Below are 25,062 nucleotides of genomic sequence, written 5' to 3'. Positions count from 1 at the left end.
CTTTTCCTCAATTTAACCCTTCTTTATGGAAATTGCTATTGCGAATAACGAAGCAGAGCAGTTTAAAAAAATTCTAACCTTACAATCTAAAAGAAATGATTGTGGGCTAAAAACATCTATATATTCAATTAACAGTTCCTACGGAAAAGGAAATGTTGTTAGTTATTATTTTGATGGATTATTAATAAACATTATCAATGCTCAATTTAAAGAGGATATCCTCTTTACAGGAAAACACAACTTTAATACATTAGAACTTTCTATTTTAACACAAGGGCAAAAAATTATACGAGTTTCAGAACTTAAAAATGACATTGTCTTAGAACAGAATGAAAGTTACCTTGTGTATGCTAATGATGTACAAGGAAAACTTATTTTTTATAAAGACAATCCTGTTAAAGAAATAAAAATTAGAATGTATGACGAGTTTATAAACAAACATCAATTACAACCAATTTTGTTTAAGGAGGAGATAGCAGGTTTAAAAAAATTAAACAAAAGCTTTTCCATGCAATTGACTTCTAAAATGGAAGAAATTGCTACTGAAGTTTTAGGTAATACCCAACAAGGACTTTTAAAACGTCTTTTTTTAGAATCTAAAACACTCGAATTATTAAACCAACAACTCAATTTTAAACACAAAGAATCTGACAACCTCTTAAAAAAAGTATACAAAGTAGAAGCCATAATTCAATCGAACATTCACCAACAAATTACGGTACAACAACTCTCCCGAAGGGTATTACTGAATGAAAATGTATTAAAAGCGGAGTTTAAAAAAATATTTGGTTCTTCTATTTTCAATTATAGTTTAGCCTTAAGAATAAAAAAAGCAAAACTTCTTTTAGCAAATACATGTAAACCCATCTACGAGATTGCAGATATTGTTGGATACAAGAACCCTACGCACTTTACGGCAGCGTTTAAAAAAGCCGAAAAAATGACCCCGAAAGCTTATCGAAAAACATTTAATTAAATAAAAAAGCCTCTTAAAAGAGGCTTTTTTATTTATTGTACGAATCTATTTCGTTCTGACCAGGCCTTATCTCTATATTCCTTTGCCATTTTTCCTCCGTCAATATGGTTCCACCCTGGTGGCTTCAACAAATACTTTACTTTATCAGAAAAAGTAGGTGCGTTCTTAACATCATTCCACAATTCTTTCCACATTAAAAACTGAACATCTGAAAAGCTTTCACTATTTAAAGTATCATGCATAATACCATAACTAATTTTTTCATCGTCTATTTCCTTTTGAAAGGTTTTAAAAATACGATCCCAAACACTAAATGTTTCTCCGTAATTTCTATCTAAATAAATATGATTTTTTGCGTGATGTACTCTATGCACAGATGGTGTAATTAAGATTTTATCTAACCATCTTTGTTTCCCTATTACTTTTTCATTTACGTGAGTTAATGTAGCATACAACCTTGCTATCGGTTCTATCACAAAAATCATAAACGGATGAAATCCTAAAACAGGTAACCAAATAAAGTTAAATGGGGTAAAAAACACATCAAATATTGATCCTCTAGCTACCACTGTTAAATTCATATCTTCAGCGGTATGATGTACTCCATGAATGCACCATAAAACCCTTACTTTATGTCCTAAATAATGTATAAAAAACACTGTGAAATCATATAATAGATACGCTAAAATCCAAATATACCATTGGTACCCTAAATCAAATAATCTGTTTTCATACAACAAAAACATAGTTCCTACAATCATAACTTTTGATAATAAAAAGTACGGAATACTTTGTACTAAGTATGATACTATACTCACTACTCCTTCCTTTTTATGTTCAACATAATTGGTTACAATCAATATTCCCCATTCAATTAGCATTAATGCTAATACAATTACACTCATATGTTGTAATTGTCCCATAATATTCTCAATTGATGATAAATCCATAATATAAATTCTTCGAGATGTTACTTATGTAATTTCTCCTTGCGCAATTGCGCATTAATAATTAGTTCCATTCGTCTTAGGCTTTCCTTTTCCATATTCATACAAGCTTCTACCCAGATATTTGTAATATCAAACAGTTCTTCCTTTTGAAGTGGAAATACTCGTTTTAAACATTTATAATGATTGTAGATAAAATGGAAGCTATTCTTGGAAATATATTGGATAATTGCATCAAAACCTGCTACTTCCTTAAAAGTCATATTGATTAATCCTTTTTGTTGTAGTTGCTTTGCAGCATATACATCTCCACTATATAAAATATCCATCGCTGATGAAAGGTTTATCTTTCTACACAAAAAACTATAGGCTCCCATCCCTGGAAAAAGGTGAAACTTGTTTTCGGGTAAACAAAATTGGGCAGACTCTTTAGCTATAATGATATCATGTGCCATTACACATTCAAAACCTCCTCCATAAGCGTTTCCTTCTACCAATGCTATACTTAATACAGGGAGCCCAAAAGCATTGTGTATATTGTAAACAGCTTCAATGCATAAATCGGCATACTCTGCAAGTGCCTCTTTATTATTTTCTTTAATGTTTTTATAGAAAAAAGGTAAGTCTCCACCCATATTATAAACCTCATCATGAGAAGATGCAGAAACTAAATACTTTAACGGGTATTTATTATCGGCAAACATCATATGCATATCTTTCGACAAAATTTGAAACTCCTTTAAAACTTCTATTGAAAAATTGGGAACCCCACTCGTTTTTATTCTCCATAACACCATTTCATGCTCTGGATAATAGGCTACTTCAAAGTTTTTATAATTCTTTATCATTATTCTTCTTCTTTCTTTTATAACTTTCTTTTAAAAAACTTGATATTTGTGCAACAGCCGCCTTTGAAGCTACCGTCTCTCGCAATGGATTTAGCACTATAAAATCATGTATTGTTCCTCCATACCTTGTAGAAATCACGGGTACTCCTGCTGTTCTTAGCTTTTTAGCATAGGCTTCCCCTTCGTCTCTTAACACATCATATTCTGCAGTAATTAAAAGTGTTTGAGGTAAATCTTGAAGTTCCTCTAAACTTGCTTTTAAAGGTGCTACTGTAGGTAATATTTGTGTTTCCTTTTTAGGAGCATACACATCCCAAAACCACTTCATAGTGGCTCTAGTTAAGTAATGTCCTTTAGAAAATCGTTCGTAAGAATTTGTATTCAAATTAGTATCGGTTACTGGATAGAGTAAAACCTGCCCTTGAATTTTCGGGAATCCTTTTCGTTTTGCCATCATGCTAACAGCAGTTGCCATATTACCACCTGCACTATCACCTCCAACAATAATATTATTAGAGTCTAAACCGTATTTTTTTCCATGTTTCGATACAAATAATGTAGCTGTATACCCTTCTTCATTTGCAACTGGATAACTTGCTTCTGGTGCTCTTGAATACTCAACAAAAACGATTGCTACCTCAGCTTTTAATGCAATATCTCTCATTAGTCGCTTATGAGTTTCAAAACTATTAAACACCCATCCTCCTCCATGGAAATAAACTAATGTTGGTAATAGCTTCTTTGCTTTCTTTGGCTTTACTACTACCACATTCACTTCTTTATTTTCTTCTTTAAAAATGGCTTTGGTAAAACTTACTTTGTCATAGGTTAATGTAGAATCCTTTTGCATATTCTCCATAGCGGGTCTACCTATATTTAAAGGTAGTTTTTCTAATGGGGGACCGTTATATGAATGTATTGCCTCTAAAAACTCTTGAACTGCTGGATCTAATCCATAGCTTCCTGCTAGTTTTGCTTGCGCATAGTTTTTGGTGCCTAAAAACAACAGCAACACAATTGTAATATATCTCATAAATTAAGTAGTTGCTTGTTTGATTGCTTTTGATGAAACCTCTTTCTTTCTATTAAGTAACAAAATTCCTTTTTCTCTTAACCAAAGCATTCCAAAGGTTAGTAAGGTAATACCAATAATAATTGAAAGTAATTTTATTTGACTCGTTTGTGATGAAAACCCAAAGACTAAAACTCCCCAGTACACTAACACCCATTGTATTAAGTAAAAATAGGTAACATTCTTACTTGAATAATAGATAACATCGTATATCCTATTATGAGGTATATAGGTAACAAGTATATGCCCAAACCACACTAAGAATAAGTTAACCCCAATTAAGGCAATTGTACCTCCTGGTCCTAAATGATAATAGTCTCCAAAATGATAATCATAATTATAATAACATAAAGCCACACCAATAGCTATTGATAATATACCCGAAACAAGCATTCTTCTATAAGTCAATACAACATTGTTTCCACTTTCTTGATACCACATTCCAAAAAACAATCCCATTAAAATAAATGACATCCATGGAAAAACTGGGAAATACACATTATAGTTTTTTCCCCATAATAAATCGCAGATATAATCTAATCCAACAATTCCTGGTCTATAACCACTTAATTCTCCCGAAAAGAATACAATAAACAAAGCTAAGATTAAAGCAGCATATTTGTTTTTTATAAACTTTATAATAATTCCCATAATAATTAGTGAGATTCCTGCTAGTTGTAAAATATCTCCTAATAATGTAAAAAATAACAGATTGTAAGAATCTCCAACAGTTAGTCCATTCCCTTCTATAAATGCTCTTGGGAAACCTCCAAATAATAACATTGGAATAGCAAACCTTAAAATATTCAACAAGTATCCTTTCGCCAAAATATCTAATCCTCTCTTAAATATTTTAGTCATACTTAACTTACTTGAAAACACAAAAGAAAACCCCATTACTACTAAAAACATTGGAGTTCCTCTTTCCATTACTTGAGCTATTTTTCCTATCAATGTATTGTTCCATGTATCCATTGTAGAATACACAATCATTACATGCACAGGAATCATAGATAAAACACTTATTCCTCTAGCCATATCAATAGCTAGTATTCTTTTTTTTGTATTCATTCTTTATTCTTTAAAATTCCAACTTAACTTCTTCGTTAATGGCTTTCTTTTTCTTTTTGCTTCTGGGGTATCTTCTTTTATATGTCCCATAAAAAAGATGCCTAAAAATTGTTCTCCTTCTTTTAGATTTACTTGCTCTTTTCCATATGCTATTGTTGCTGGAGAAGAATCCCAATAACTCCCTAAGCCCAAAGCTGTACAACTTAACCACATATTTTGCACTGCACATGAGACCGCTGCAAGTTCTTCCCATTCAGGTAACTTAGCTTTCTTATTTGGTGCAAAAACAATGGCAATTAACGTGGCATTATTAGCATAGGTTTTTGTAGCTTCATATCGTTCATTAGAAAATTGTTTTTCTGTATACAACTTTCTATAATACGATGCCATAAACTGACTCAATTTTTCTTGATGCTTTCCATCTAATACTACAAAACGCCAAGGTTGTGTAACCATATGAGTAGGCGCCCATAATGCATTGGTAACTATTGCTTCAATAATTTCTTTGTCAATTTTCTTTGGAGCGTAATCGTATGCATAGGTACTTTTACGCTCTTGTATCACTTTTGTAAGTTCCTGAAAGTTCATTCTAAAAAGCTTCTATAGTGTTTGATATTTCTACTGCATTTTTAAATTGAGCGAGCGGATTCTCCAGAGTTCCTTCTAATTTTAAGCTTTCAATAGGGTCTGCTAAACTCAGCATTTGCTTTGTGTTTCCTAATTGAAGTCTATTTAAACAACAACGATCAAATTCTTTTACAAACAGGTCGTAACGTTCATATTTTTCAGAAAACTCAGGGTGTTGTTCTTGATATTCATACACACAATCTGCTACTAGTTTCCAAAAACTATTTTCAGAAAAATTCGCATAACTATCTAATTGCTGTGCCATAAAACGGAAGAAACAATCAAAAACATCCGTAAAGATTGACAACACCTTCATTTTATCCGAAGTCTTTGTAAACAATCTATCTGCATGCTCTGGTAAGTGCATTGTTTCATTAAAAACAATTACTTCTTCTGTAATATCTTTCATTAACACATGTACTGGAGTATTTTCTTCTAACACCATAATTAGGTTTTCTCCATGTGGCATAAACACAAATTCGTATTTATAAAAACAGTGTAATAATGGTGCCAAATAAGCCTTTAAATATCGTTGCACCCAAGCAGTAACTCCATAAGGAGAGGCTTCTATCAAGGAAGCTAACAATGAGTTATCTTTATAATCTACATGTAATAAAGCAGCCATAGTAAACACCCTCTGATTGGATGCTATTTTACTAAATGGACTTTCTCTCCACAATGCTGATAACATCTTGTTATGTGGATTTGTTTTTCCTAACACCTCATAATAATGGTTATGATAACCCACAGTAGCTACTTCTCCTAGCATAGTAAACCCATTCTCTTGTAAATACGAATCTTCTGCTAACAAATTTGTTATCCAGGTGGTAATATGCGGAGTGCTTTGCATATAATATGGAGACAATCCTCTCATGAACCCCATATTTAAAATAGATAAAGCTGTTTTTGTATATAGCTTTTCTGGATGAGAAGCATTAAACAAAGTTCTGATAGATTGTTGTGCTGAAAATTCATCGTCACTTTCTCCAACTAAAACAATATTTTTTTGTGCAATATCCGCTCCGAATACTGCTACAATTTTATTCTTCCATTGCCAAGGGTGTACTGGCATAAAAATGTAATCTTCTGAAGTTACATTATGCTCTTGCAAAACCTCTTTAAACCCAGTGATTTTATCTTCTCCAAGTTCATTTAACAATAATTGCTCGTATTCGAAACCTTCTACAGCAGTATAGGTTGCATATTTTTTATGACCTGCTATCCATAGAATTCGAAATGGTTGATTACTTTCCGGAGCATAAATATGATAATCGTCGATATTAAATCCAATTCGACCATTATTAGCAACAAAACAAGGATGTCCTTCACTCATTCCATGCTCTATTTCTTGAAAATTCTTCTCCGCCAATTCTTTTGCAGAAAATTCTTCATTTACATATTTATATGCCGCTCCAGAAAGTGTACTTGTTATTTCTTCTAAATAGGTTCCTAAAAATTCATCAGGAATCCCTAACGTTGTTTTAAATTCGGTAATAAAATGAAGTGCGTCTAAGTATATCTTTTCAGCACTTGTGTTCCTTTTTAAAATACTTTCAGCATCCACCAGCCAATGATCTAACAAATATTTTTTAGCTTTAAATTGATAGCTAAACTCTTTAGCATCTGATTGTATTTCATAAACATTCCATCCATCTTCTTCATTCAAAAATTCGGGGGTCAAAATAAGCTCATGAGAAAACTCACTTATCGCTTTCTTTATCAATTGACGATTTACAAATTCCCAAACTTGAGGTTGTAAATGTGCTATATTATTTTTCATTATTTTCTAATTGATTTAAAGCTTCTGTGTACATCTCTTTTGTACAAAAAGCCAATGCCGCTTTTTTATAAGTCAGGTCAATTTCCTTTTGATATACAAAGCCTGCCTTTTTGTTCAACTTGTGAATTTTCTCGTTGTTTACATCAGGTTCAACCACCACTCTTTCTACTTGTGGTAAACTGAAAAAATAATCGATAATCGTTGAAAATACATGCCAAGTAAACTGAGGTATTCTTTTTTCTATAGGAGCCACTAAAATGTGCATTCCATAATCGCTTTCTAGAGCATCATAATGTGATGCTATGATATCTTTTGAAGCTTTATAACGTTCCATTAAAAACACAGGAACGTTATTTAACATTCCTATGTAACTATGGTGATGTGGATTTTCTTCAAGCTCTTGGTATTCGGCACGTACTTCTTCTAAAGATTTATCTAACATTCCCCAATACTTTGCATAAGGTTGCGTTACCCAAGTATGTAACATTGGTGTATCTGCATCTACTCGAAATGGACGAATACTTATAACTCCCAATCCAGTAATTTCTTTGCTAAATACTTCTTGATTCGTCTCTACCATGGTTATACCTCTTGAGTTTTAAATGCTGCGATTGGATTTTGTAGTTTTCCAGCAAATTGTAACAAGGCTACTGGGTCATCTAAATCAATCATTTGCTTATGATTGTTTAATTGCAACCTATTTAAACATGATAATTTGAAGTCTTCTGCGAATAAATCGTATTGCTCAAATTTTTGAGCTAATTGTGGGAATTTACTCTGATATTCTTGGATGTTTTCTGCCACTAATTCCCAAAAACGAGTTTCACTATAGTCTGCGTGCTCTTCTAAAATAGGTGCTAAGAAACGGAAGAAACCATCAAACATATCTGTAAAAATTGATAGTAACTTTACATCTTCTGGTACAGGAGCATACATTCTCTTTAAGTGCTCTGGTAATTCAACATCGGGATTTAAAATACAAGCCTCTTCGGTAATATCCTTTAATAAAGCATACACAGGTATGTTATCTTCTAATACCATAATTAGGTTTTCACCATGTGGCATAAACACTAAATCATAGTAATAAAAACAATGTAACATCGGACTCAAATATGCCTGTAAGTATTTACGTAACCAATTGTCAATTGAAATTCCAGAGTCTTTTATGATTTCTGGTAACAGTGCATTTCCATGATGATCAATATGAAGTAGAGCAGCCATCGTTAAAGGTTTTTGATTCTCTTTAACTACTGAGTATGGGCTTTCTCTCCATAAAGATGCTAGCATCTTGTTATAATCATTATGAGGACCAAATTCATCAAAATATGGGTTTACATAACTTACAGATCCAATTTCACTTAGCATTCTAAATCCGTTTTCTTGGATGTAGCTATCGTTGTATAACAAATCTTCTAACCATACTGCCATTTTAGGAGCCGTGCCTAAATAGTATAAAGGCAACCCTCTCATGAATCCCATGTTTAAAATAGACAATGCTGATTTTGTATAGAATTTCTGTGGATTTGTAATATTAAATAAGGTTCTAATAGATTGTTGTGCTAAGTATTGATCTGGGCCATACCCTAAACAAATCAAATCTCCTTTTGCTACTTCAGGAGCAAAGATGTTAGCCAACTTATTGAACCATTGCCATGGGTGAATTGGTAAAAACAGATAGTCGTCTGCTTTGTGTCCTTTTTCTTCAATAATTTTATTGAATTGTGCTATGGTATCAGCATCTAATTCTTGTTGTATTAATGTTTCATAAGGAAGTGATTCTATAGCTGAAAACACTGCTTTTGATTTGTGTCCTGCTAACCATAATAAAGAAAATGAATTTCCCGCTTCTGGTGCATATGAGCGATAATCACTACTATCAAATCCTATTCTTCCATTGTTAGCTACAAACCCTGGATGTCCTTCGGTCATAGACTGCTCTATAGTTTGAAAGTCTGCTGTTGCTAATTCTTTTGCGGTTGGATTTCCCTTGGTTATTTTAAATGCACTTCCGTATAAAGTACTTATAATTTCTTCTAGGTATACAGGCATTTTCTCGTCTGCAATACCTAGCACCTTTCTAAATTCTTTTATAAAATAGATGGCATCAATCTCTGTAATGCTATCATTTACATATTTTTTTATAGAATTTTCTTCAATTCTATAGTGATTTAATGCCATTGGTTTTGCATTGAACTCATATCGAATATCTGTGCTATCTGCATAGACACGGTATTTTTTGAATCCATCTCTTAATTCTTCAATAACTTCTGGTTGAATTAATAATTCATGTGAAAATTCACATAATGCTTTTTTTACTAATAAAACATTTGCTTGTTTCCAAACATTTGGTTGAATATGTTGTGTTGATTGTTGTGGTGATACCACATTATCTAATGTGTTCATTGCACTTCTTTTTGATGGTGAAAAGGATTGTATTTTTTGTTGATAGTTGGTTCTTGTTAAAAATGCTAGTTGTGCTGTTTTATGAGGTAGTTCAATTACATTTCCTAATTGAAATCCTATGCGTTGACACAGTGCAAACATTTTTTTGTTTCGAATATCTGGTTCTACAACAATTTTTTGAACTGCTGTATTGCTAAAAACAAAATCCATGATTGATCGAAACATAAACCAAGTAAAACTCGGGGTCTTTGGTTCTTTTGGTGGAGCTACGATGATATGTACTCCACAGTCAGATTGTTGAGTTTTATAAAATTGATTAATAATATCTAATTGCGGATTGTAACGCTCTAAGACAAAAGCGGGCTCATTGTTAAACATTCCAACAAAAACATCGTAATGTTCTGGAGCGGTTAATTCTGTATACTCTTTTTCTACATCTTCTAAAGTAGCATTTGGCATTCCCCAGAAAATAGCATACTCTTGAGTTACCCATTTTTGTAAGAAGACACTATCTTTTTTTACTTGAAAAGGACGAATGGTAATTGTACCAAATTCCTTATACTCTTTTGAAAAAACTTCGGTAGGTATTATTGACATGTCTTAGGCTTTTGCTAGTTGTTTATGAACATTTCTTACCGATTTAAACACAAAAAAGTATAACACCAAGGTTAGTGTGAATCCTCCTAATGCAATTGCAAAAGGCATTTGTAAACCAAAATCATTTACGATAATTCCAACATTTAAAGAAGCTAGTAAAACTCCTAAATTTTGAAAGAAATGTATTTTACTATAATCTACTGAATATGATTCCGGTGTGCTTAATTCAAATAATAGAATATCGAATTTTACGACTCCTTGGAAAATTGCCCATCCATAAACAATTCTACCTAAAATTACTACTCCATCATACGGGATTCCTTGTAATATAAGACCTATTAACCCAATAAATAAAGCATTTATAATTCCTTGATGTCCTTGTGATTTTCTTTTGTTATTTATCCAGAGTGCCACTAAAGCAACAAAACCTGGAATTGCATAAATGGTTCCAGACACTAATTTGCTTTTAAAAGCAGAAAAGCTCTCCCAATACAATGAAAAGAAAGGTCTAATTAAAAAATCACTGAAGTATAAAATCAAGGTTATTAACCCTAACTTTAAGATAAAACCTTTAGGTATAAATTTCTTATCTGTATTGTCAGGTTCTTCCGAAATGATTAAATCTGTAGCATACTTTTTACTTTTTAAAAGGTAGGCACTCATTGTCATTTGAATGAAATCTCCAGCGGCCATAATTAAAAAGATACTACTTGGTGCAATATAATCTACTGTTATTCCTCCCAATACCGCTCCCAATATTCCTCCTAAGTGTACTACAACCGAAAGTAGTCCAATAGTACTTGGATGCTCTTCTTTGGTGATAATTTTCAAGATATAAGGGTATACTAGCAAATAACTTCCTTTAAACAACACCATAATCAGCGATACTATCCAGAAGTTTATATAAGAGGTGGTATAATAACAATAGATAGCTAAGACACCTGCTACGGCTTGGGTATATACTAAAATATTAAGTTCCGAAACTTTTTTAGAAACATATGCCCAAAAAGGAAACGCTATCATTACCATAAAGCAAATAGCTGCGAAATAATATCCTACATTTTTTGGATTCGTCATACCGAAACGAAGCTCAAAAAATTGCGGATAAAAAGGATGCAGTAGATAATCACTTACCACTGCAACCAATGTCATGAGTATTAAAAATGTTTTTAATTTCATCTCTTACGCAAAAACGTTAAATTGAATTTCTTCTTCTTGAGAAACACCAAACTGTTGGAATGCTATTTTTTCTTCAATAGGGTAGTGTTCTTTCCCTGAAATTTCTCTAATGATATAAGAGTTTCTATAAGCAACCATTCCTAAGTCAGGAGTTACAAAACCATGCGTATGTAACTCTGCATTTTGAACAAATATTTCCTTATTGTTTTTATCGATACTGTAGTTTCTTTGTACATCAAAACGACTCTGATCATCCCAAAGGATTCTATTCGAAACACCTTCTAAAAACTCAGGTAAATTATACCCATAACCTGTTGCCAATACTAATCCTTCTGTTTCATGTTTAAAGTACTTATCTTGCTCTACTTGATGTAATTCAAGGGTAACGGTACCATCATTCAGCTCCGTATTTTTTAACTCAGTATTTGTACGTAATGATACTTTTAACGGAGCATTTGTGGCTACTCTTTTTGCATACAACGTATCGTGAATTGCTCCAATTAAGTCTTGATTAATTCCTTTGTATAAATGCTTCTGATTTTTAATTAAAGAGTCTCTTTTCTTAGCAGGTAAGTTGTAAAAATAGTCTACATACTCAGGTGAAGTCATTTCTAAGGTTAACTTAGAATATTCTAATGGGAAGAAACGTGGTGAACGTGTAATCCAATTTAGTTCATATCCTTTTGTATCGATCTCTTGTAATAAATCAAAGAAAATCTCAGCTGCACTTTGTCCACTTCCTAAAACTGTAATTCTCTTTTCTTTTTGAAGCTCTTCTTTATAGTTTAAATATCCAGAAGAGTGTAGTGCTTTCCCTTTAAGTTTTTTACTACATTCTGGAATATAAGGCTGTGTTCCTGTACCAAGTACTATTTTTTTAGCTTTATAGATTTTAATCTCATCAGTTTTAGTACAAATACTTGTAACCACATAAAGTTCATCTTTCTCATCATAATCAATATGCCTAACCTCTGTATTAAAATGAATATTAGATAATTTTTTAATAGCCCATTGACAATATTGATTGTATTCGTTTCTTAACAACAAAAAGTTCTCTCGGATATAAAAAGAATAGATTCTCCCTTGCTCTTTTATATAGTTTAAGAAACTAAATGGGTTGGTTGGATCTGCTAAGGTTACCAAATCTGCCATAAAAGGTACTTGTAAAGTAGTATCTTCTAATAACATTCCAGGATGCCAATCAAACTTTTCTTTTTTATCTAAAAAAATACCGTTTAAATCTTCAATAGGTTCTGTTAAACATGCTAAACCTAAATTAAAAGGTCCTACGCCTATAGCTATAAAATCTGCAATTGTATGTTCCATTATAATAATTCTGTTTTAGGTTGAAAATTCCTTCCTGTTTCTTCTATCATTTCAACAATATTTAGAATATTGTTTAAAGTATTTTTAGGGTTTAGTAAAGTAAATTTTAAGTAGATATTCCCGTTCAGTTTAGTACTAGCTACAGAAGCTTTCCCTGCCGCAAACAAGGTGTTTTTAATATGTAAGTTCACCATATCATGTGTCGGCTCGTGTGCTGCTTCAGAATTTTTATATCTGAAAACTAGCGTACTTAATTCTGGTGTATGAGCCAGTTCAAAATTTGGATTCAAGCTCATTTTCTCATGCACTCGTTTTGTTAGATTATGTACTTCTTCTAAGTAATTTGCAATAGTTTTTACTCCTAACGTTTTAAGTGTTAACCAAACTTTTAAAGCATCAAATCTTCGAGTAGTTTGAATTGATTTTTCAATTAAATTCGGACGCTCTTGATCTTTATTTTCAAGCGGATTTAAATAATCGGCATAGTAAGACACATACTTAAAATGCTCCTGATTTTTTGCCAAAAATGCACTACAACTTACAGGTTGAAACAATGTTTTATGAAAATCAATTGTAATTGAATCTGCTATTTTTGATCCTTCAAAATAGTGTTTATGCGTATCGGTAAGTACATAACATCCTCCATAAGCACCATCAATATGCAACCACATTTTTTGCTCTTTGGCAATTCTTCCAATAGTTTGCAACGGATCAAAACTTCCATAATCAGTGGTTCCTAGAGTTGCTACTACTGCAATTGGAATATTTCCTTCTTGTTTTGTTCTTTCAATAGCTAATACTAATTCATTTACATCCATTCGCATGGTATCATCTGCCTTTACGGGGATTACTGCATCATATCCCATACCTAGTAAAGCCGCATTTTTTTGAATACTGAAATGTGCCTTTTCAGAACAAAAAATTCTAAACTTACTTATCTCATCGGACCATCCATTTTGTTTGATGTTAATTCCAAAATTTTCAAATGCATAATGGTCTCGTGCCATTAATAACGCCATAAAATTCGATTGTGTACCTCCACTGGTAAATACACCATCTGAACTTTCAGGAAGCTCAAAAGCGTTGCAAATCCAACGAATTACCTCTTGTTCTATAAATGTAGCCGAGGTACTTTGATCCCATGTTTCCACTGCTGTATTGATTGTAGTAGCAATCATCTCAGCAACAATAGACGGCAATGTAATCGGGCAGTTTAAATGAGCTACATAGTTTGGATTGTGGAAAGAAATTGCTTTCTGAATATACAACTCATTCAATTGTTCTAAAGCGGTATCTAATGATTGTGTTCCCTCAATATTTTCTAATTTTGCATTGAGCTTATCATTTTGAATTTCTGTTAATTCATCTCCTTTGTAAAACTTTCTGTTTGATAAAAATTTCTGAATATAAGAGAGTGTTTTTAACGTATATTCCTCGTATAATTTGACTGATTCATCATTAAACAAGTAGTTGTTTAATGACAACTCTTTTAGCGAAGGACTTTCTTTAAGAATCATTTATTTTTATTTAGTCTTAATAGTTATTATATTGCAAAAGTAATTTCGGTTCTCTAAAAAAAATGACGCATTTAGGAATTAAAATGACGTAAAACATATAACCCTAGTGAAATCGGTTAATCGTATAAAATGAAGTTTTCAAAAGAAGATTTGTTAGCGCTTGAATCACAGTTAAGTCACCCTACAGGAACTAAAGGAGTATCTGTGGCGGACAACATGGCTACAAGCAATCTGAGCATGATTACTGCCTGTTTTGAAAGTTTAAATATTCAGGATGAAGAAACCGTTCTTGAAATAGGCCATGGTAATGCTTCACATGTTCAAAAAGTATTACAAAAAGCCAAAGGTGTTTCTTTTATTGGATTAGAAATTTCAAAAACAATGCATAAAGAAGCATTAAAAAATATTGCCTCTTTAAAAAACAACTTAGATGTAACGTTTGAACTTTATAATGGGGTGAATTTTCCTTTTGAAAACAACAGCTTTGATAAAATAGCTAGTATTAATACACTCTATTTTTGGAAACAGCCAAAAGTCATTTTAAATGAACTATATAGAATTTTAAAACCAAAGGGAAAGATTGCATTGTGTTATGCAGATAAGGATTTTATGGAAACACTACCCTTTGTAGGCTCTAAGTTTTGTTTATATGATAAAGAAGGGATACTAAAATTAATAAACTCCTCTCCACTACAACTAGCTTCTTTTAAAAGCTTTAAAGAAACTGTAAAAAATAAACTGGGAGAGATGGTACAAAGAAACTATAACGTAATCGTTTTAAATAAATAATATGGAAGATATTGCATTAATCTATGGATCAGACACTGGAATGACGGAAGAAGTTGTTAGCTCAATTGTAGATGATTGGTCTGCTTCTGAATTGAATGTTATTGAAGTGTTTAATTTAAACAAGGAAATTTTTAATCAATACAACAACTTTATACTGGGCTTATCTACTTGGTACGATGGAGACTTACAAAGTGATTGGGAAGATTATTTTGACAAAGAATTTAAGGAAATTGATTTTACAGGAAAAACAGTTGCCCTATTTGGATTAGGGGATCAATACGGATATGGAGAGTACTTTATTGACGGTGTGGGTATACTAGCTAAAGTAATTCTTAAAAATGGCGGGAAAATTATCGGAAAATGGTCTACTAAAACTTATGATTTCGACACATCAAAAGCACAAATAGAAGGTGAAGATTATTTTTATGGTTTGGCAATTGATGAAGATAATGAACCTGAAAAAACACCAGATCGTTTAACCAACTGGCTACAACAAATAGAAAAAGAATTTCAACAAGTAGATTAGCTCTCTGGAGCTAATTCTACTTCTAAACCGTCCATTTCTGGAGTCATTTGTATTTGACAACCTAAACGACTATTATCTTCTACGTAAAACGCCTCTGCTAACATCGCATCTTCATCATCTGTCATTTCAGGTAACTCATGATCTGATTTTACATAACACTGGCAAGATGCACACATAGCCATACCACCACAAATACCAATGGTACCCTCAGGAGCTAACTCATATGAACGAACTACTTCCATTAAGTTCATAGCCATATCTGTAGGTGCTTGTACTTCATGAGTTACACCTTCTCTATCTGTAATTTTTATTGTAATATCTTGTTCCATGTTTTTATAAAAAATATTCAGTACCTAACAACTGGTACAACGGGGTTACGGCAACCAAAAATATTAAAACGAAAACAATTGTCTTTACCCAAATAGAGGTTCTTTCTGCAAATGGCTTAAATTCTAGTTCTAAGTTATTCCCTTGCAGCAAAATATCATTTGTTTGATATAAAGGAGAATCTAATTCCAAATTATCTAGACTAACACTATTACTCTTTGGCTTCTCCAAATATTTAAGATAATTCACTAAAATAATAATAGAGCAAATAATAAATAAGTCAAAACCAGTAATTAGGTCTTTGAAATAGCTTATAAACAAGAAGGTATTTAATCCAATCATAACTATAGTTTTCACTAAAAATACAAAAACTAATGAGTTTCTTGTTCTTTTAATTGTCTTCTTAAAACTTTGGCTCTTTTATCTTCTCCATCATGACTCCATCCTGGCGAGTTAAAAATGTAATTTAGTTTATCACTCCAAGTATCTGCACGTTTTACATCCTTCCAAATAGCTGCATATTCATGTGTTGCTACTTTAACTGGGTTGAAGGTTTCTATGTTTACTGTTAATCCATATACAGGCTTGTCAATTTCTTTTAACTCTTCTGAAAAAGTACCAAACATACGATCCCAAATAATTAAAATTCCAGCGTGGTTGCAATCTAAATAACGAATATTAGACGCATGATGTACTCTGTGATGTGACGGAGTATTAAAAATAAGCTCAATTGGTTTTGGCAGTTTATCTACCAATTCTGTATGCACAAAGAATTGATAAATCAAACTTACTCCCATCATCGTAAACATCATTAATGGATCAAACCCTAATAAAGGTATCCATATCCAAAAGAAAAACTTATGAATACGTTCTCCAACTCCTTGTCTTAAAGCTGTACCTAAGTTCATATGTACCGAAGAGTGATGTGGTACATGACCTGCCCAAAATAAGCGCACTTCATGATTCAATCGATGAAACCAATAATAGGCAAAATCATCAGCTAACAATAATAGGATCCATGCCCACCACTGACGTCCAACAATACCTTTTAAAGGACTTAGTTCATACAAATAGAAAAAGGCAACAAAGGCTAATACTTTAGGAATAAATTCAACAATCGCAGAAAACACCATCATTAATAAGGAAATACCTGTATCCTTTCCATAATATTTCTCTTTTGCAAACTGATATTCAACCAGCATGGAAATAAAAAATACCGGTAAGGCAAAGTATAATAATTTATCTTGTGATAGTTGTTGTACGTACTCTACTAAAGTCAATGTTTCTATTTTTATTTAATGATAAAAGGTTCTTATTTTACCAAGAACCTTCTTTATTTTTAATTGATTGCTTTAACTACTGCTTTTGGAGCTTCTTTTTTAGTTCCATCAAAACCAGTAACTCCTCCTACGGTTGTATATTTCATTACATATTTCTTATCTGGGTGAATACGTTTATAAGCACTTTGACACATTAACGTTGCTTCGTGGAACCCACATAAAATAAGTTTTAACTTCCCTGGATAGGTATTTACATCTCCAATTGCATAAATTCCTTCTACATTAGTTTGGTAATCTAACGCATTATTTACTTTAATAGCATTTTTCTCTATCTCTAATCCCCAGTTTGCTATAGGTCCTAACTTAGGTGCTAAACCAAATAATGGAATGAAATGATCACAAGCCAATGTAAACGGTTCCTTTTCTTTTTGCTCTACTAAAACACCTTCTACTTTACCTTCTCCAACAATACCTTTTACTTCAGCAGGTGTTATTAAGTTAATTTTTCCAGCATCTTTCAACTCCTGTACTTTATCTACTGAATCAAGAGCTCCACGAAATTCATTTCTTCTATGAATTAATGTAACCGATTTTGCTACATCTGTTAAAAAGATAGACCAATCTAAAGCAGAATCTCCACCACCAGCAATTACTACATCTTTATCGCGATATAATTCTGGTTCTTTAATCATGTATTCTACACCTTTATCTTCGTATTCAGAAATATTTGAAATAGGTGGCTTACGAGGTTCAAAACTTCCTAGTCCTCCAGCAATAGCAACTACTGGCGCTTGATGTTTTGTTCCTTTATTTGTTGTTACTATAAAAGTACCATCCTCTTGTTTTTCAACAGTATCTGCTCGCTCTCCTAAGGTAAATCCAGGTTCAAATTGCTTGATTTGTTCCATCAATTTATCGGTTAAATCACCCGCTAAAATCTCAGGATAAGCTGGGATATCGTAAATTGGTTTTTTCGGATAAATCTCTGAACATTGCCCTCCTGGTTGCGGTAATGCATCAATTAAATGACAACGTAATTTTAATAAACCTGCTTCAAAGACTGTGAATAATCCTGTTGGACCTGCTCCAATAATTAGTATATCTGTTTTTATCATCTTGATAAAATCTAAGCTTTATTTATAAATGAGATTCCTGCCTTGATAAAATATAAGGCAGGAACTTTTATTTGTTCAAAAATAATTGTAGTAATAATCTTAAAAACTGATTTTTATCAGTTAAGCGACATTAATTACTTCTTCAATTTCTGGAGCATATTTTTTAATGGTTGCTTCCACACCATTCTTTAAGGTCATTTGGTTTACAGAACAACCACTACAAGCTCCTTCTAACTGTACTTTTACAGTGTTATCTTCTATGGAAAGTAACTTTATATTTCCTCCATCACTAATTAAAAATGGACGAATTTCTTCTAAAGCCTTTTCAACATTCTTTTGTGTATCTGTCATAACTTTTACTTTGTACTACATCCACTCATTGTAGTAATTCTTACTACTTCTGTTGGAGGTAAGTTTGCATTTCTTTTCAATAATTGAGAAACCATTTCTTTCGTTACATCTGTAAATGCAACTTCTAAAGGTGTCCCACTTTGTAAAGCTACTGGATGACCAACATCTCCCGCTTCACGAATACTTTGTACTAATGGAATTTCTCCTAAAAACTTAGTATCAATATCAGCAGCTAAATTCTTAGCTCCATCTTTCCCAAAAATATAATATTTATTATTTGGTAACTCTTCAGGTGTAAAGTACGCCATGTTTTCAATAATACCTAAAACAGGTACATTAATTGATTCCTGTTGGAACATAGCCACTCCTTTTTTAGCATCCGCCAACGCAATGTTTTGTGGTGTACTTACCACAACAGCACCGTTAATTGGTAATGCTTGTACAATTGATAAATGTACATCTCCTGTACCTGGAGGTAAATCTATTAATAAGAAATCTAATTCTCCCCAATCAGCATCAAAAATTAATTGATTTAATGCTTTTGAAGCCATAGGTCCTCTCCAAATAACCGCTTGATCTGGATTTGTAAAGAAACCTAATGATAATAATTTAACTCCATAATTTTCTATTGGCTTCATTTTAGAACGCCCATCTACTTTTACAGCTAAAGGTTTCTCTCTTTCAACATCAAACATGATGTGTTGAGATGGCCCGTACACATCTGCGTCTAAAACTCCAACTTTGAACCCCATTTTAGCTAAAGAAACAGCAAGGTTAGCAGTAATGGTAGATTTACCTACTCCTCCTTTTCCTGAAGCGATAGCGATAATGTTTTGAATATTTGGAATTTCCTTTCCTCTAATTTGATTTGGGTTTTCCTTTTGTTGAACCTCAACCTTCAAATTCACTTTTACCTCTAAGTTTTCACCTACATGTTCGCGAATTGCTTTTATAATCTCCGACTCTACCTTCTTCTTAGCTTGTAAAGTTGGATTTGAAATTGTTACATCTACAATTACCTCGTTACCAAAACCAACAACGTTTGTTACATTGTTATTTTCTACTAAACTTTTACCTTCACCAGGAGCAGTAATTGTTTCTAACGCTTTATATATATCTTGTTTTTTAAAACTCATTAGAGTATTTACTTAAATTAAATCTAAATTGCAAAGATACATTTTAGACCTCAGATTTTAAAGTCTTTACATTGGTAATATTTATAAGCTAATTACTCTTTTTTATAGCAAATTCTATAAGCCGCTAAGCTCTAATAATTTTTACTATATCTTAGCCTTCCATGGAACTCATAAATCAAATCAACACTTTTGCTTATCCTATAGCTATTCCTTTCTTTATTCTTTTAATAGTTATTGAAATTTATTTGGGATATAAGGACAAAAAACAAACTCATGAAAAGAAAGATTCTTATACCAGTATTGCTACAGGGCTAGTTTTTTTTGGAATTAATTTACTTACAAAATCGATAAAGCTTCTTATCTTTTTTTGGGTATACAACAACTTTCGATTTTTTACGATTGATTACAATCTTTGGGCCAGTTGGGTTGTGCTTTTCTTTTTAGATGATTTTACTTTTTACTGGGGACATAGAATAGCACATACGGTTTCTTTTTATTGGGCAAGTCATGTTGTACATCATTCTTCTGAAAAATTCAATTTTTCAACTGCTGTAAGAAAAACATGGACGTATGATGTTACTGGGCATTTTTTATTCTGGATTTGGCTTCCACTAATAGGTTTTCATCCTTTACAAATCTTTGCCATAAAAACATTGAATTTTATTTACCAATACTGGATTCACACAGAGAAAATAAACAAACTTCCTAAATGGTTTGAATTCTTTTTTAACACCCCTTCTCATCATAGGGTGCATCATGGTTCAGATTTAAAATATCTAGATAAAAATCACGCTGGTGTATTGATCATTTGGGATCGTATGTTTGGTACGTTTCAACCTGAAGAAGAAAGGCCTAACTACGGGCTAACATCTAACATTAAAACATACAATTTGTTTGATGTAGAATTTCACGAATGGAAAAATATGCTATACCGTGCTTGGAATAGTAATAGTTTAAAAAACGGTTTCAAATACTTAATCATGCCTCCTGGATGGAGCCATGACAAGAGTACGTTAACCACAAGAGAATTACGACAGAAAACAAAGAAAAACTAATTACCCTATAGTTCTTTAGCTGGATCCCAAAAAACTTCAGAAAAGTTTTGAATTTTATTATCCACTACTTCAACTCCCTCACTTTCTAACAACTGTTGCATTAAATTGGTTCCATCAAAATGATGTTTTCCTGTTAGTAAGCCAACTCTATTTACCACTCGATGAGCTGGAACATCTTTCCCTGAAGAGTTGTTCATTGCCCAACCTACCATTCTTGCAGATCGTGCCGCTCCTAAATATTTAGCAATTGTGCCATAACTAGTAACTCTTCCAAAAGGGATTAAGCGAGCTACTTCATATACTTTTTCAAAAAAATTATCTGAAGATTTCTTTTGTTTCATACTTTAAAAATACAGTTTTATCCCTGAATAAATAGCTACAAATCCCGTAATAACTCCAATACAAATAGTAAAGTATTTTGAATAGGCTAAAAGCTTGTCTTGTAATTTTTGCGCTAAGAACATATAGTTGCTTAAAATAGCAAAAGTTCCAAGTACCGAACCAACTCCAAAAACAGAGGTGCATGTTATTCCAGACATTGCCCAGCCATGCATTACAAAAGAGGAATGCGCAACGGCAAAAAAAGGAATGGCAAACATATTTATAGAAGATAATGAAAGTCCAAATAGAAATCCGTTTTTCACTGTTTTCGAAGTACTCTCTTTAGGGGTATTAAATCCCTTGTATAAAAAAACAACTGAAAGTATGGCAAAAATTACCACAGCAACTTTTTTCACCCAATTGATAAGTTGTGGGTATTCTTCTAAAAAAGAGGCCAATAATATTGCTAAAAAAACCTGAATTAACACCACAACGGAAGCACCCAAAACAAATTGGCGTGCAACTTTCTTATTGTTTTCAATGGTAATCTTACTAGCTGTAATATTGAGCATACTAGGAGGGGTGTAACCAATATATGAGGTTACAAAACCTAATACTAAATGCGATAAAATCATAAAATTTAGAGTGGTTTAATACTTCACTCTAAATTTGACGTAAGTTATCGGCTTTCCTTGCTCTAAATATTGTTTTTCGTAGAAAGTTTGTGTACCAGTTACCTCTTCTGGGCTGTACACATTTTTATAAACATCGTGATTTGCATGTAATATTTCATGCCCTTCACCATGTAATAAACCTAAAGTATACCCATGCATAAACTCACTATCTGTCTTTAAGTTTATACATCCATCTTCTTTTAAAACGGTATGGTATTTTTTCAAGAACTCAGAATTAGTCATTCTGTGCTTCGTTCTTTTGTACTTTATTTGAGGATCTGGGAAAGTAATCCAAATTTCATCTACTTCATTCTTAGCAAAAATCAAATCTACTAATTCAATTTGAGTTCTTATAAAACCAACATTATTCATGTCGTTTTCAATCGCAGTTTTAGCTCCGCGCCAAAAACGAGCACCTTTAATGTCAATTCCAATAAAGTTTTTATCTGGATTTTTCTCTGCAAGTGCTATTGTATATTCACCTTTACCACAACCTAGTTCTACAACAATAGGGTTATCATTCTTAAAAAAAGTATTCCACTTTCCTTTGTATTTAAAGTTAGTGGTTACTTCTTCTCGAGTTGGCTGAATAACATTAGCAAACGTTTCATTTTCTTTGAAACGCTTTAATTTGTTTTTACTTCCCAAATTAAAAGGTAATTATGCTCTATCTTCTGTTCCTTCTTTCATAAACGTAACTGATTCTTTCATCCAGTAAGCGAATAACACTAAAAGGATTACTAAAAACACCCAGTTTACAGCATTAGATGTCCACCATCCACCAGCTGATTTCGCTATAGACAAACGTAATGCGTCAAATGGTAGGAATAAAAAATCAGTGAAAAAACTACCAATCCCTCTAAAAATATTGCCTGCTATCATATCTTAAGTATCTTTACAGCTGCAAAAATATAAAAAGAAACCATGTTAGCCAATTTTTTCGGGAAATCTAAGCCTATAAATTTTTTAGTGATTTTTGGGCTGTTCGTATGTTATTTTCTGATCATAGCATTTTCTAAAGAATTTACTTTTGAAACCTTTAAAGAACTTGCTTGGTTTCTAGTCATTTTTTCTGTTTTAAACTTTATTATTGCAAAGAATCAGCTCACATTTGATAACTCCTATGCTTTTTTGTTTTATGTAATTTTGATTGGTTGTTTTGCCAATGTGATACAACTAAACAATTTACTATATGCCAATGTCACTGTACTTCTTTTTTTAAGGAAGGTATATAGTTTACAATCTTCAAAAAATATCATTCACAAACTTTTTGATGGCGGCTTATGGCTTGGAATTTCTTTTCTAATTGAACCGTATACAATTATCTTGATTCTTCTGTTGTATATTTCAATATTTTTGCACCAGCGATTTACGTATCAAACCTTATTCACACCTGTGTTAGGTTTTATTGGTCCTGTATTTTTATACTTTACCTACTGCTTGTGGTATGATAAAACAGAAGATTTCACCAATTTATTTCTTTGGTATAGTGAGTATAATTTTGAGCTTTATTTTTCTAATCAATATTTAATTCCAATGCTATTGGTTGGAGTCTATACTTTTTTCGTTTTACTAGTTAAAACTCCAAAAACACTGGCAGTTAAAAACTTATTTAGACGAAACTGGATCATCGTTTTATTCCACCTCTTATTAACTGGAATTATTATAATATTAATTAATGAGAGAAATGCAAGTGAGTTACTTTTCGCATTTTTCCCAACAGCAATAATCCTTGCAAACGGTATTGAATTAATCAAGAAAAAAGTACTAGCAGATATTGTTTTATTTGCCTTCTTAATTCTTTCGTTTATTCACTTCTTGTTGTAAATTACATTTTAGTACCAAAGGCCAAGTCTCCAGCATCTCCTAAACCAGGAATAATATATCCCTTTTCATTTAGTTCTGCATCAATATCTGCAATCCATAAATGGGTGTTTTCAGGGAAATGCTTTTTAATAAGGTCTACTCCTTCAGAAGAACCTATTACTGCAGCAACATGAATTTCTTTTGGAGTTCCATATTTTAAGATTGCTTCATACACTGCTACTAACGATTGTCCTGTAGCTAACATTGGATCGGCCAATAAAAGAGTTTTTCCTTCTATAGATGGAGAGGCAAAATATTCTACAACAATTTCAAATTCTGCATCGTTGTTTGGGTGATGGCGGTACGCAGAAATAAAGGCATTTTCGGCATCATCAAAATAATTTAACAATCCATTATGCAATGGAAGTCCAGCTCTAAGAATAGAACATAAAACAACATCATTGGTAATTATTTCAATATCTTTTACACCTAACGGTGTGTTGATTTCTTTAGTTGAAAAAGAAAGGTTCTTACTCAACTCATATCCTAAAATTTCACCAATCCTTTCAATATTTCTACGAAAACGCATAGAATCTTTTTGAATATCTACCGAACGGATTTCTGCTAAAAATTTATTTAATATTGAATTTTCTGTACCAATATGATGAATGTGCATGTTTTTTTATTTTGTGCGAAATTACAAAAAAGAAAAACTCCATCTAGCTAGATGAAGTTTCTAATTTTATTACGTCCTTTTTATTTTAAAATCGATATCCAATTCTAAAACCTACATCCAAAATAGCATCTCCAACATTTACATCTATATCATAAACATATCCTACACCGGCAGAAAACTCATACTCAAAGTTCTTGGCAAAAGTTCGTTTTAACCCCCATTTCGGCACAACGGTAAGATGGTTATTCATAGAAAGCTTATAATTAGAAATAACAAATAAATCTGGATTAAAGCTCGTTTTCAAACTGAAGAAATTTCCTGAATTATTGCTGATCCTTTTCCCTAATTTTTCTCTTCTTTTCATGTTGTAATAATACCTAGGTTCTAAAGATAAAGTAGGAAACATCACATACCCTGTTTTAGGATAATAACTTCCTCCAAAAACCCCGGTATTCAATCCTATTTCCGTTTTTAAGGTTAGTTCATTTCCTATGGCAGTTTCATTGTAAGCCCAAGCACCAAAAAGTCCGGCTTGAATACCATAAATTGATCTTTCTACCAATCGTTCTTTTTTCTCTTGTGCTTTTACAATGTTTGCACTTAAAAATACAGCGATAAATAATAATAGTAATTTGTTTTTCATAACTCTAAGTAGTTCTAGTT

28 protein-coding genes are annotated in these 25,062 nt (G+C 32.3%); 5 read left to right on the top strand and 23 right to left on the bottom strand.

Annotated elements, in window-relative coordinates:
* Positions 1-25: 25 nt before the first annotated feature.
* Entirely contained in the window at positions 26-976 is a 951-nt protein-coding gene (locus tag Q0873_RS09005; RefSeq protein ID WP_299106288.1) for an AraC family transcriptional regulator, read from the top strand.
* A 32-nt stretch (positions 977-1,008) separates the two neighbouring features.
* On the opposite strand, the gene Q0873_RS09000 is transcribed toward Q0873_RS09005, so the two are convergent.
* Genes Q0873_RS09000 through Q0873_RS08950 form a run of 11 tightly spaced genes read right to left on the bottom strand, consistent with a single transcriptional unit; the run spans position 1,009 to position 14,343 of the window.
* Positions 1,009-1,926, bottom strand: a complete 918-nt coding sequence (locus Q0873_RS09000; protein WP_299106286.1) for a sterol desaturase family protein — start codon at positions 1,924-1,926, stop codon at positions 1,009-1,011.
* Positions 1,927-1,946: 20 nt separating this feature from the next.
* On the bottom strand, positions 1,947-2,771 hold the full coding sequence (locus Q0873_RS08995; RefSeq protein ID WP_299106284.1) for a crotonase/enoyl-CoA hydratase family protein: 825 nt from the start codon (positions 2,769-2,771) through the stop codon (positions 1,947-1,949).
* Positions 2,755-3,804, bottom strand: a complete 1,050-nt coding sequence (locus Q0873_RS08990; RefSeq protein WP_299106282.1) for an alpha/beta hydrolase — start codon at positions 3,802-3,804, stop codon at positions 2,755-2,757. The genes Q0873_RS08995 and Q0873_RS08990 overlap by 17 nt, the downstream gene beginning before the upstream one ends.
* Positions 3,805-3,807: 3 nt before the next feature.
* On the bottom strand, positions 3,808-4,914 hold the full coding sequence (locus tag Q0873_RS08985) for a heparan-alpha-glucosaminide N-acetyltransferase domain-containing protein (RefSeq protein WP_299106280.1): 1,107 nt from the start codon (positions 4,912-4,914) through the stop codon (positions 3,808-3,810).
* Positions 4,915-4,917: 3 nt separating this feature from the next.
* The gene (locus tag Q0873_RS08980; protein WP_299106278.1) at positions 4,918-5,502 is read right to left on the bottom strand and encodes a nitroreductase; all 585 of its coding nucleotides are present in this window, start codon (positions 5,500-5,502) and stop codon (positions 4,918-4,920) included.
* Position 5,503: 1 nt separating this feature from the next.
* The gene (locus Q0873_RS08975) at positions 5,504-7,321 is read right to left on the bottom strand and encodes an IucA/IucC family siderophore biosynthesis protein (RefSeq protein WP_299106276.1); all 1,818 of its coding nucleotides are present in this window, start codon (positions 7,319-7,321) and stop codon (positions 5,504-5,506) included.
* Positions 7,311-7,901: a GNAT family N-acetyltransferase gene (locus Q0873_RS08970; protein WP_299106274.1), complete on the bottom strand. Its 591-nt coding sequence runs from the start codon at positions 7,899-7,901 to the stop codon at positions 7,311-7,313. Before Q0873_RS08970 ends, Q0873_RS08975 begins: the two co-directional genes overlap by 11 nt.
* Before the next feature lie 2 nt (positions 7,902-7,903).
* Positions 7,904-10,321 (bottom strand): GNAT family N-acetyltransferase, encoded by a 2,418-nt coding sequence (locus tag Q0873_RS08965; protein ID WP_299106272.1) that lies wholly within the window; start codon positions 10,319-10,321, stop codon positions 7,904-7,906.
* A gap of 3 nt (positions 10,322-10,324) precedes the next feature.
* On the bottom strand, positions 10,325-11,500 hold the full coding sequence (locus Q0873_RS08960) for an MFS transporter (RefSeq protein ID WP_299106270.1): 1,176 nt from the start codon (positions 11,498-11,500) through the stop codon (positions 10,325-10,327).
* A gap of 3 nt (positions 11,501-11,503) precedes the next feature.
* Positions 11,504-12,826, bottom strand: a complete 1,323-nt coding sequence (locus tag Q0873_RS08955) for a lysine N(6)-hydroxylase/L-ornithine N(5)-oxygenase family protein (RefSeq protein WP_299106267.1) — start codon at positions 12,824-12,826, stop codon at positions 11,504-11,506.
* The gene (locus Q0873_RS08950; RefSeq protein ID WP_299106265.1) at positions 12,826-14,343 is read right to left on the bottom strand and encodes an aspartate aminotransferase family protein; all 1,518 of its coding nucleotides are present in this window, start codon (positions 14,341-14,343) and stop codon (positions 12,826-12,828) included. Before Q0873_RS08950 ends, Q0873_RS08955 begins: the two co-directional genes overlap by 1 nt.
* 129 nt (positions 14,344-14,472) lie before the next feature.
* Here Q0873_RS08950 and Q0873_RS08945 point away from each other — a divergent pair, with 129 nt between their 5' ends.
* Positions 14,473-15,132 carry a class I SAM-dependent methyltransferase gene (locus Q0873_RS08945; RefSeq protein ID WP_299106263.1) on the top strand — a complete coding sequence of 220 codons (660 nt, stop codon included), beginning with the start codon at positions 14,473-14,475 and terminating at the stop codon, positions 15,130-15,132.
* Between the two features lies 1 nt (position 15,133).
* Positions 15,134-15,658 (top strand): flavodoxin, encoded by a 525-nt coding sequence (locus tag Q0873_RS08940; RefSeq protein WP_299106261.1) that lies wholly within the window; start codon positions 15,134-15,136, stop codon positions 15,656-15,658.
* On the opposite strand, the gene Q0873_RS08935 is transcribed toward Q0873_RS08940, so the two are convergent.
* The 6 genes from Q0873_RS08935 to Q0873_RS08910 all read right to left on the bottom strand — a co-directional run bounded on the left by Q0873_RS08935 (position 15,655) and on the right by Q0873_RS08910 (position 19,867).
* Complete coding sequence (locus Q0873_RS08935) at positions 15,655-15,987, bottom strand: 2Fe-2S iron-sulfur cluster-binding protein (protein WP_299106259.1); 333 nt, start codon at positions 15,985-15,987, stop codon at positions 15,655-15,657. The two genes, Q0873_RS08940 and Q0873_RS08935, sit on opposite strands and share 4 nt — an antisense overlap.
* 4 nt (positions 15,988-15,991) lie before the next feature.
* Positions 15,992-16,327, bottom strand: coding sequence for a hypothetical protein (locus Q0873_RS08930; RefSeq protein WP_299106257.1), 336 nt, complete (start codon positions 16,325-16,327; stop codon positions 15,992-15,994).
* A gap of 29 nt (positions 16,328-16,356) precedes the next feature.
* Positions 16,357-17,265: a sterol desaturase family protein gene (locus tag Q0873_RS08925; RefSeq protein WP_299106255.1), complete on the bottom strand. Its 909-nt coding sequence runs from the start codon at positions 17,263-17,265 to the stop codon at positions 16,357-16,359.
* A 59-nt stretch (positions 17,266-17,324) separates the two neighbouring features.
* Positions 17,325-18,380, bottom strand: coding sequence for an NAD(P)/FAD-dependent oxidoreductase (locus Q0873_RS08920; protein ID WP_299106253.1), 1,056 nt, complete (start codon positions 18,378-18,380; stop codon positions 17,325-17,327).
* Positions 18,381-18,500: 120 nt separating this feature from the next.
* Positions 18,501-18,731, bottom strand: coding sequence for a NifU family protein (locus Q0873_RS08915; RefSeq protein ID WP_299106251.1), 231 nt, complete (start codon positions 18,729-18,731; stop codon positions 18,501-18,503).
* A gap of 5 nt (positions 18,732-18,736) precedes the next feature.
* The gene (locus Q0873_RS08910; protein ID WP_299106249.1) at positions 18,737-19,867 is read right to left on the bottom strand and encodes an Mrp/NBP35 family ATP-binding protein; all 1,131 of its coding nucleotides are present in this window, start codon (positions 19,865-19,867) and stop codon (positions 18,737-18,739) included.
* A gap of 161 nt (positions 19,868-20,028) precedes the next feature.
* Here Q0873_RS08910 and Q0873_RS08905 point away from each other — a divergent pair, with 161 nt between their 5' ends.
* Entirely contained in the window at positions 20,029-20,922 is an 894-nt protein-coding gene (locus Q0873_RS08905; protein ID WP_299106247.1) for a sterol desaturase family protein, read from the top strand.
* 5 nt (positions 20,923-20,927) lie between these two features.
* Here the strand turns inward: Q0873_RS08905 and Q0873_RS08900 are convergent, their stop codons facing one another.
* From Q0873_RS08900 to Q0873_RS08885, 4 genes are read right to left on the bottom strand one after another with little or no spacing between them, the layout of a single operon-like run.
* Positions 20,928-21,263, bottom strand: coding sequence for an MGMT family protein (locus tag Q0873_RS08900; protein WP_299106245.1), 336 nt, complete (start codon positions 21,261-21,263; stop codon positions 20,928-20,930).
* Positions 21,264-21,266: 3 nt separating this feature from the next.
* Positions 21,267-21,878: a hypothetical protein gene (locus tag Q0873_RS08895; RefSeq protein ID WP_299106234.1), complete on the bottom strand. Its 612-nt coding sequence runs from the start codon at positions 21,876-21,878 to the stop codon at positions 21,267-21,269.
* A gap of 15 nt (positions 21,879-21,893) precedes the next feature.
* Complete coding sequence (trmB, locus tag Q0873_RS08890; protein WP_299106232.1) at positions 21,894-22,565, bottom strand: tRNA (guanosine(46)-N7)-methyltransferase TrmB; 672 nt, start codon at positions 22,563-22,565, stop codon at positions 21,894-21,896.
* Between the two features lie 12 nt (positions 22,566-22,577).
* Positions 22,578-22,799 (bottom strand): hypothetical protein, encoded by a 222-nt coding sequence (locus Q0873_RS08885; protein WP_299106229.1) that lies wholly within the window; start codon positions 22,797-22,799, stop codon positions 22,578-22,580.
* A gap of 42 nt (positions 22,800-22,841) precedes the next feature.
* Between Q0873_RS08885 and Q0873_RS08880 the strand changes: the two genes are divergently transcribed.
* The gene (locus tag Q0873_RS08880; protein WP_299106227.1) at positions 22,842-23,744 is read left to right on the top strand and encodes a DUF6427 family protein; all 903 of its coding nucleotides are present in this window, start codon (positions 22,842-22,844) and stop codon (positions 23,742-23,744) included.
* 1 nt (position 23,745) lies between these two features.
* Here the strand turns inward: Q0873_RS08880 and upp are convergent, their stop codons facing one another.
* Positions 23,746-24,399: a uracil phosphoribosyltransferase gene (upp, locus tag Q0873_RS08875; protein WP_299106225.1), complete on the bottom strand. Its 654-nt coding sequence runs from the start codon at positions 24,397-24,399 to the stop codon at positions 23,746-23,748.
* Positions 24,400-24,484: 85 nt separating this feature from the next.
* Positions 24,485-25,042 carry a hypothetical protein gene (locus Q0873_RS08870; protein WP_299106224.1) on the bottom strand — a complete coding sequence of 186 codons (558 nt, stop codon included), beginning with the start codon at positions 25,040-25,042 and terminating at the stop codon, positions 24,485-24,487.
* Positions 25,043-25,062: the final 20 nt, after the last annotated feature.

It is taken from the genome of uncultured Tenacibaculum sp., from assembly GCF_947498805.1.
Lineage (GTDB): Bacteria > Bacteroidota > Bacteroidia > Flavobacteriales > Flavobacteriaceae > Polaribacter.
Note: the sequence above shows the minus strand (reverse complement) of the source record. Positions and strands in the feature narration are given on the sequence as shown.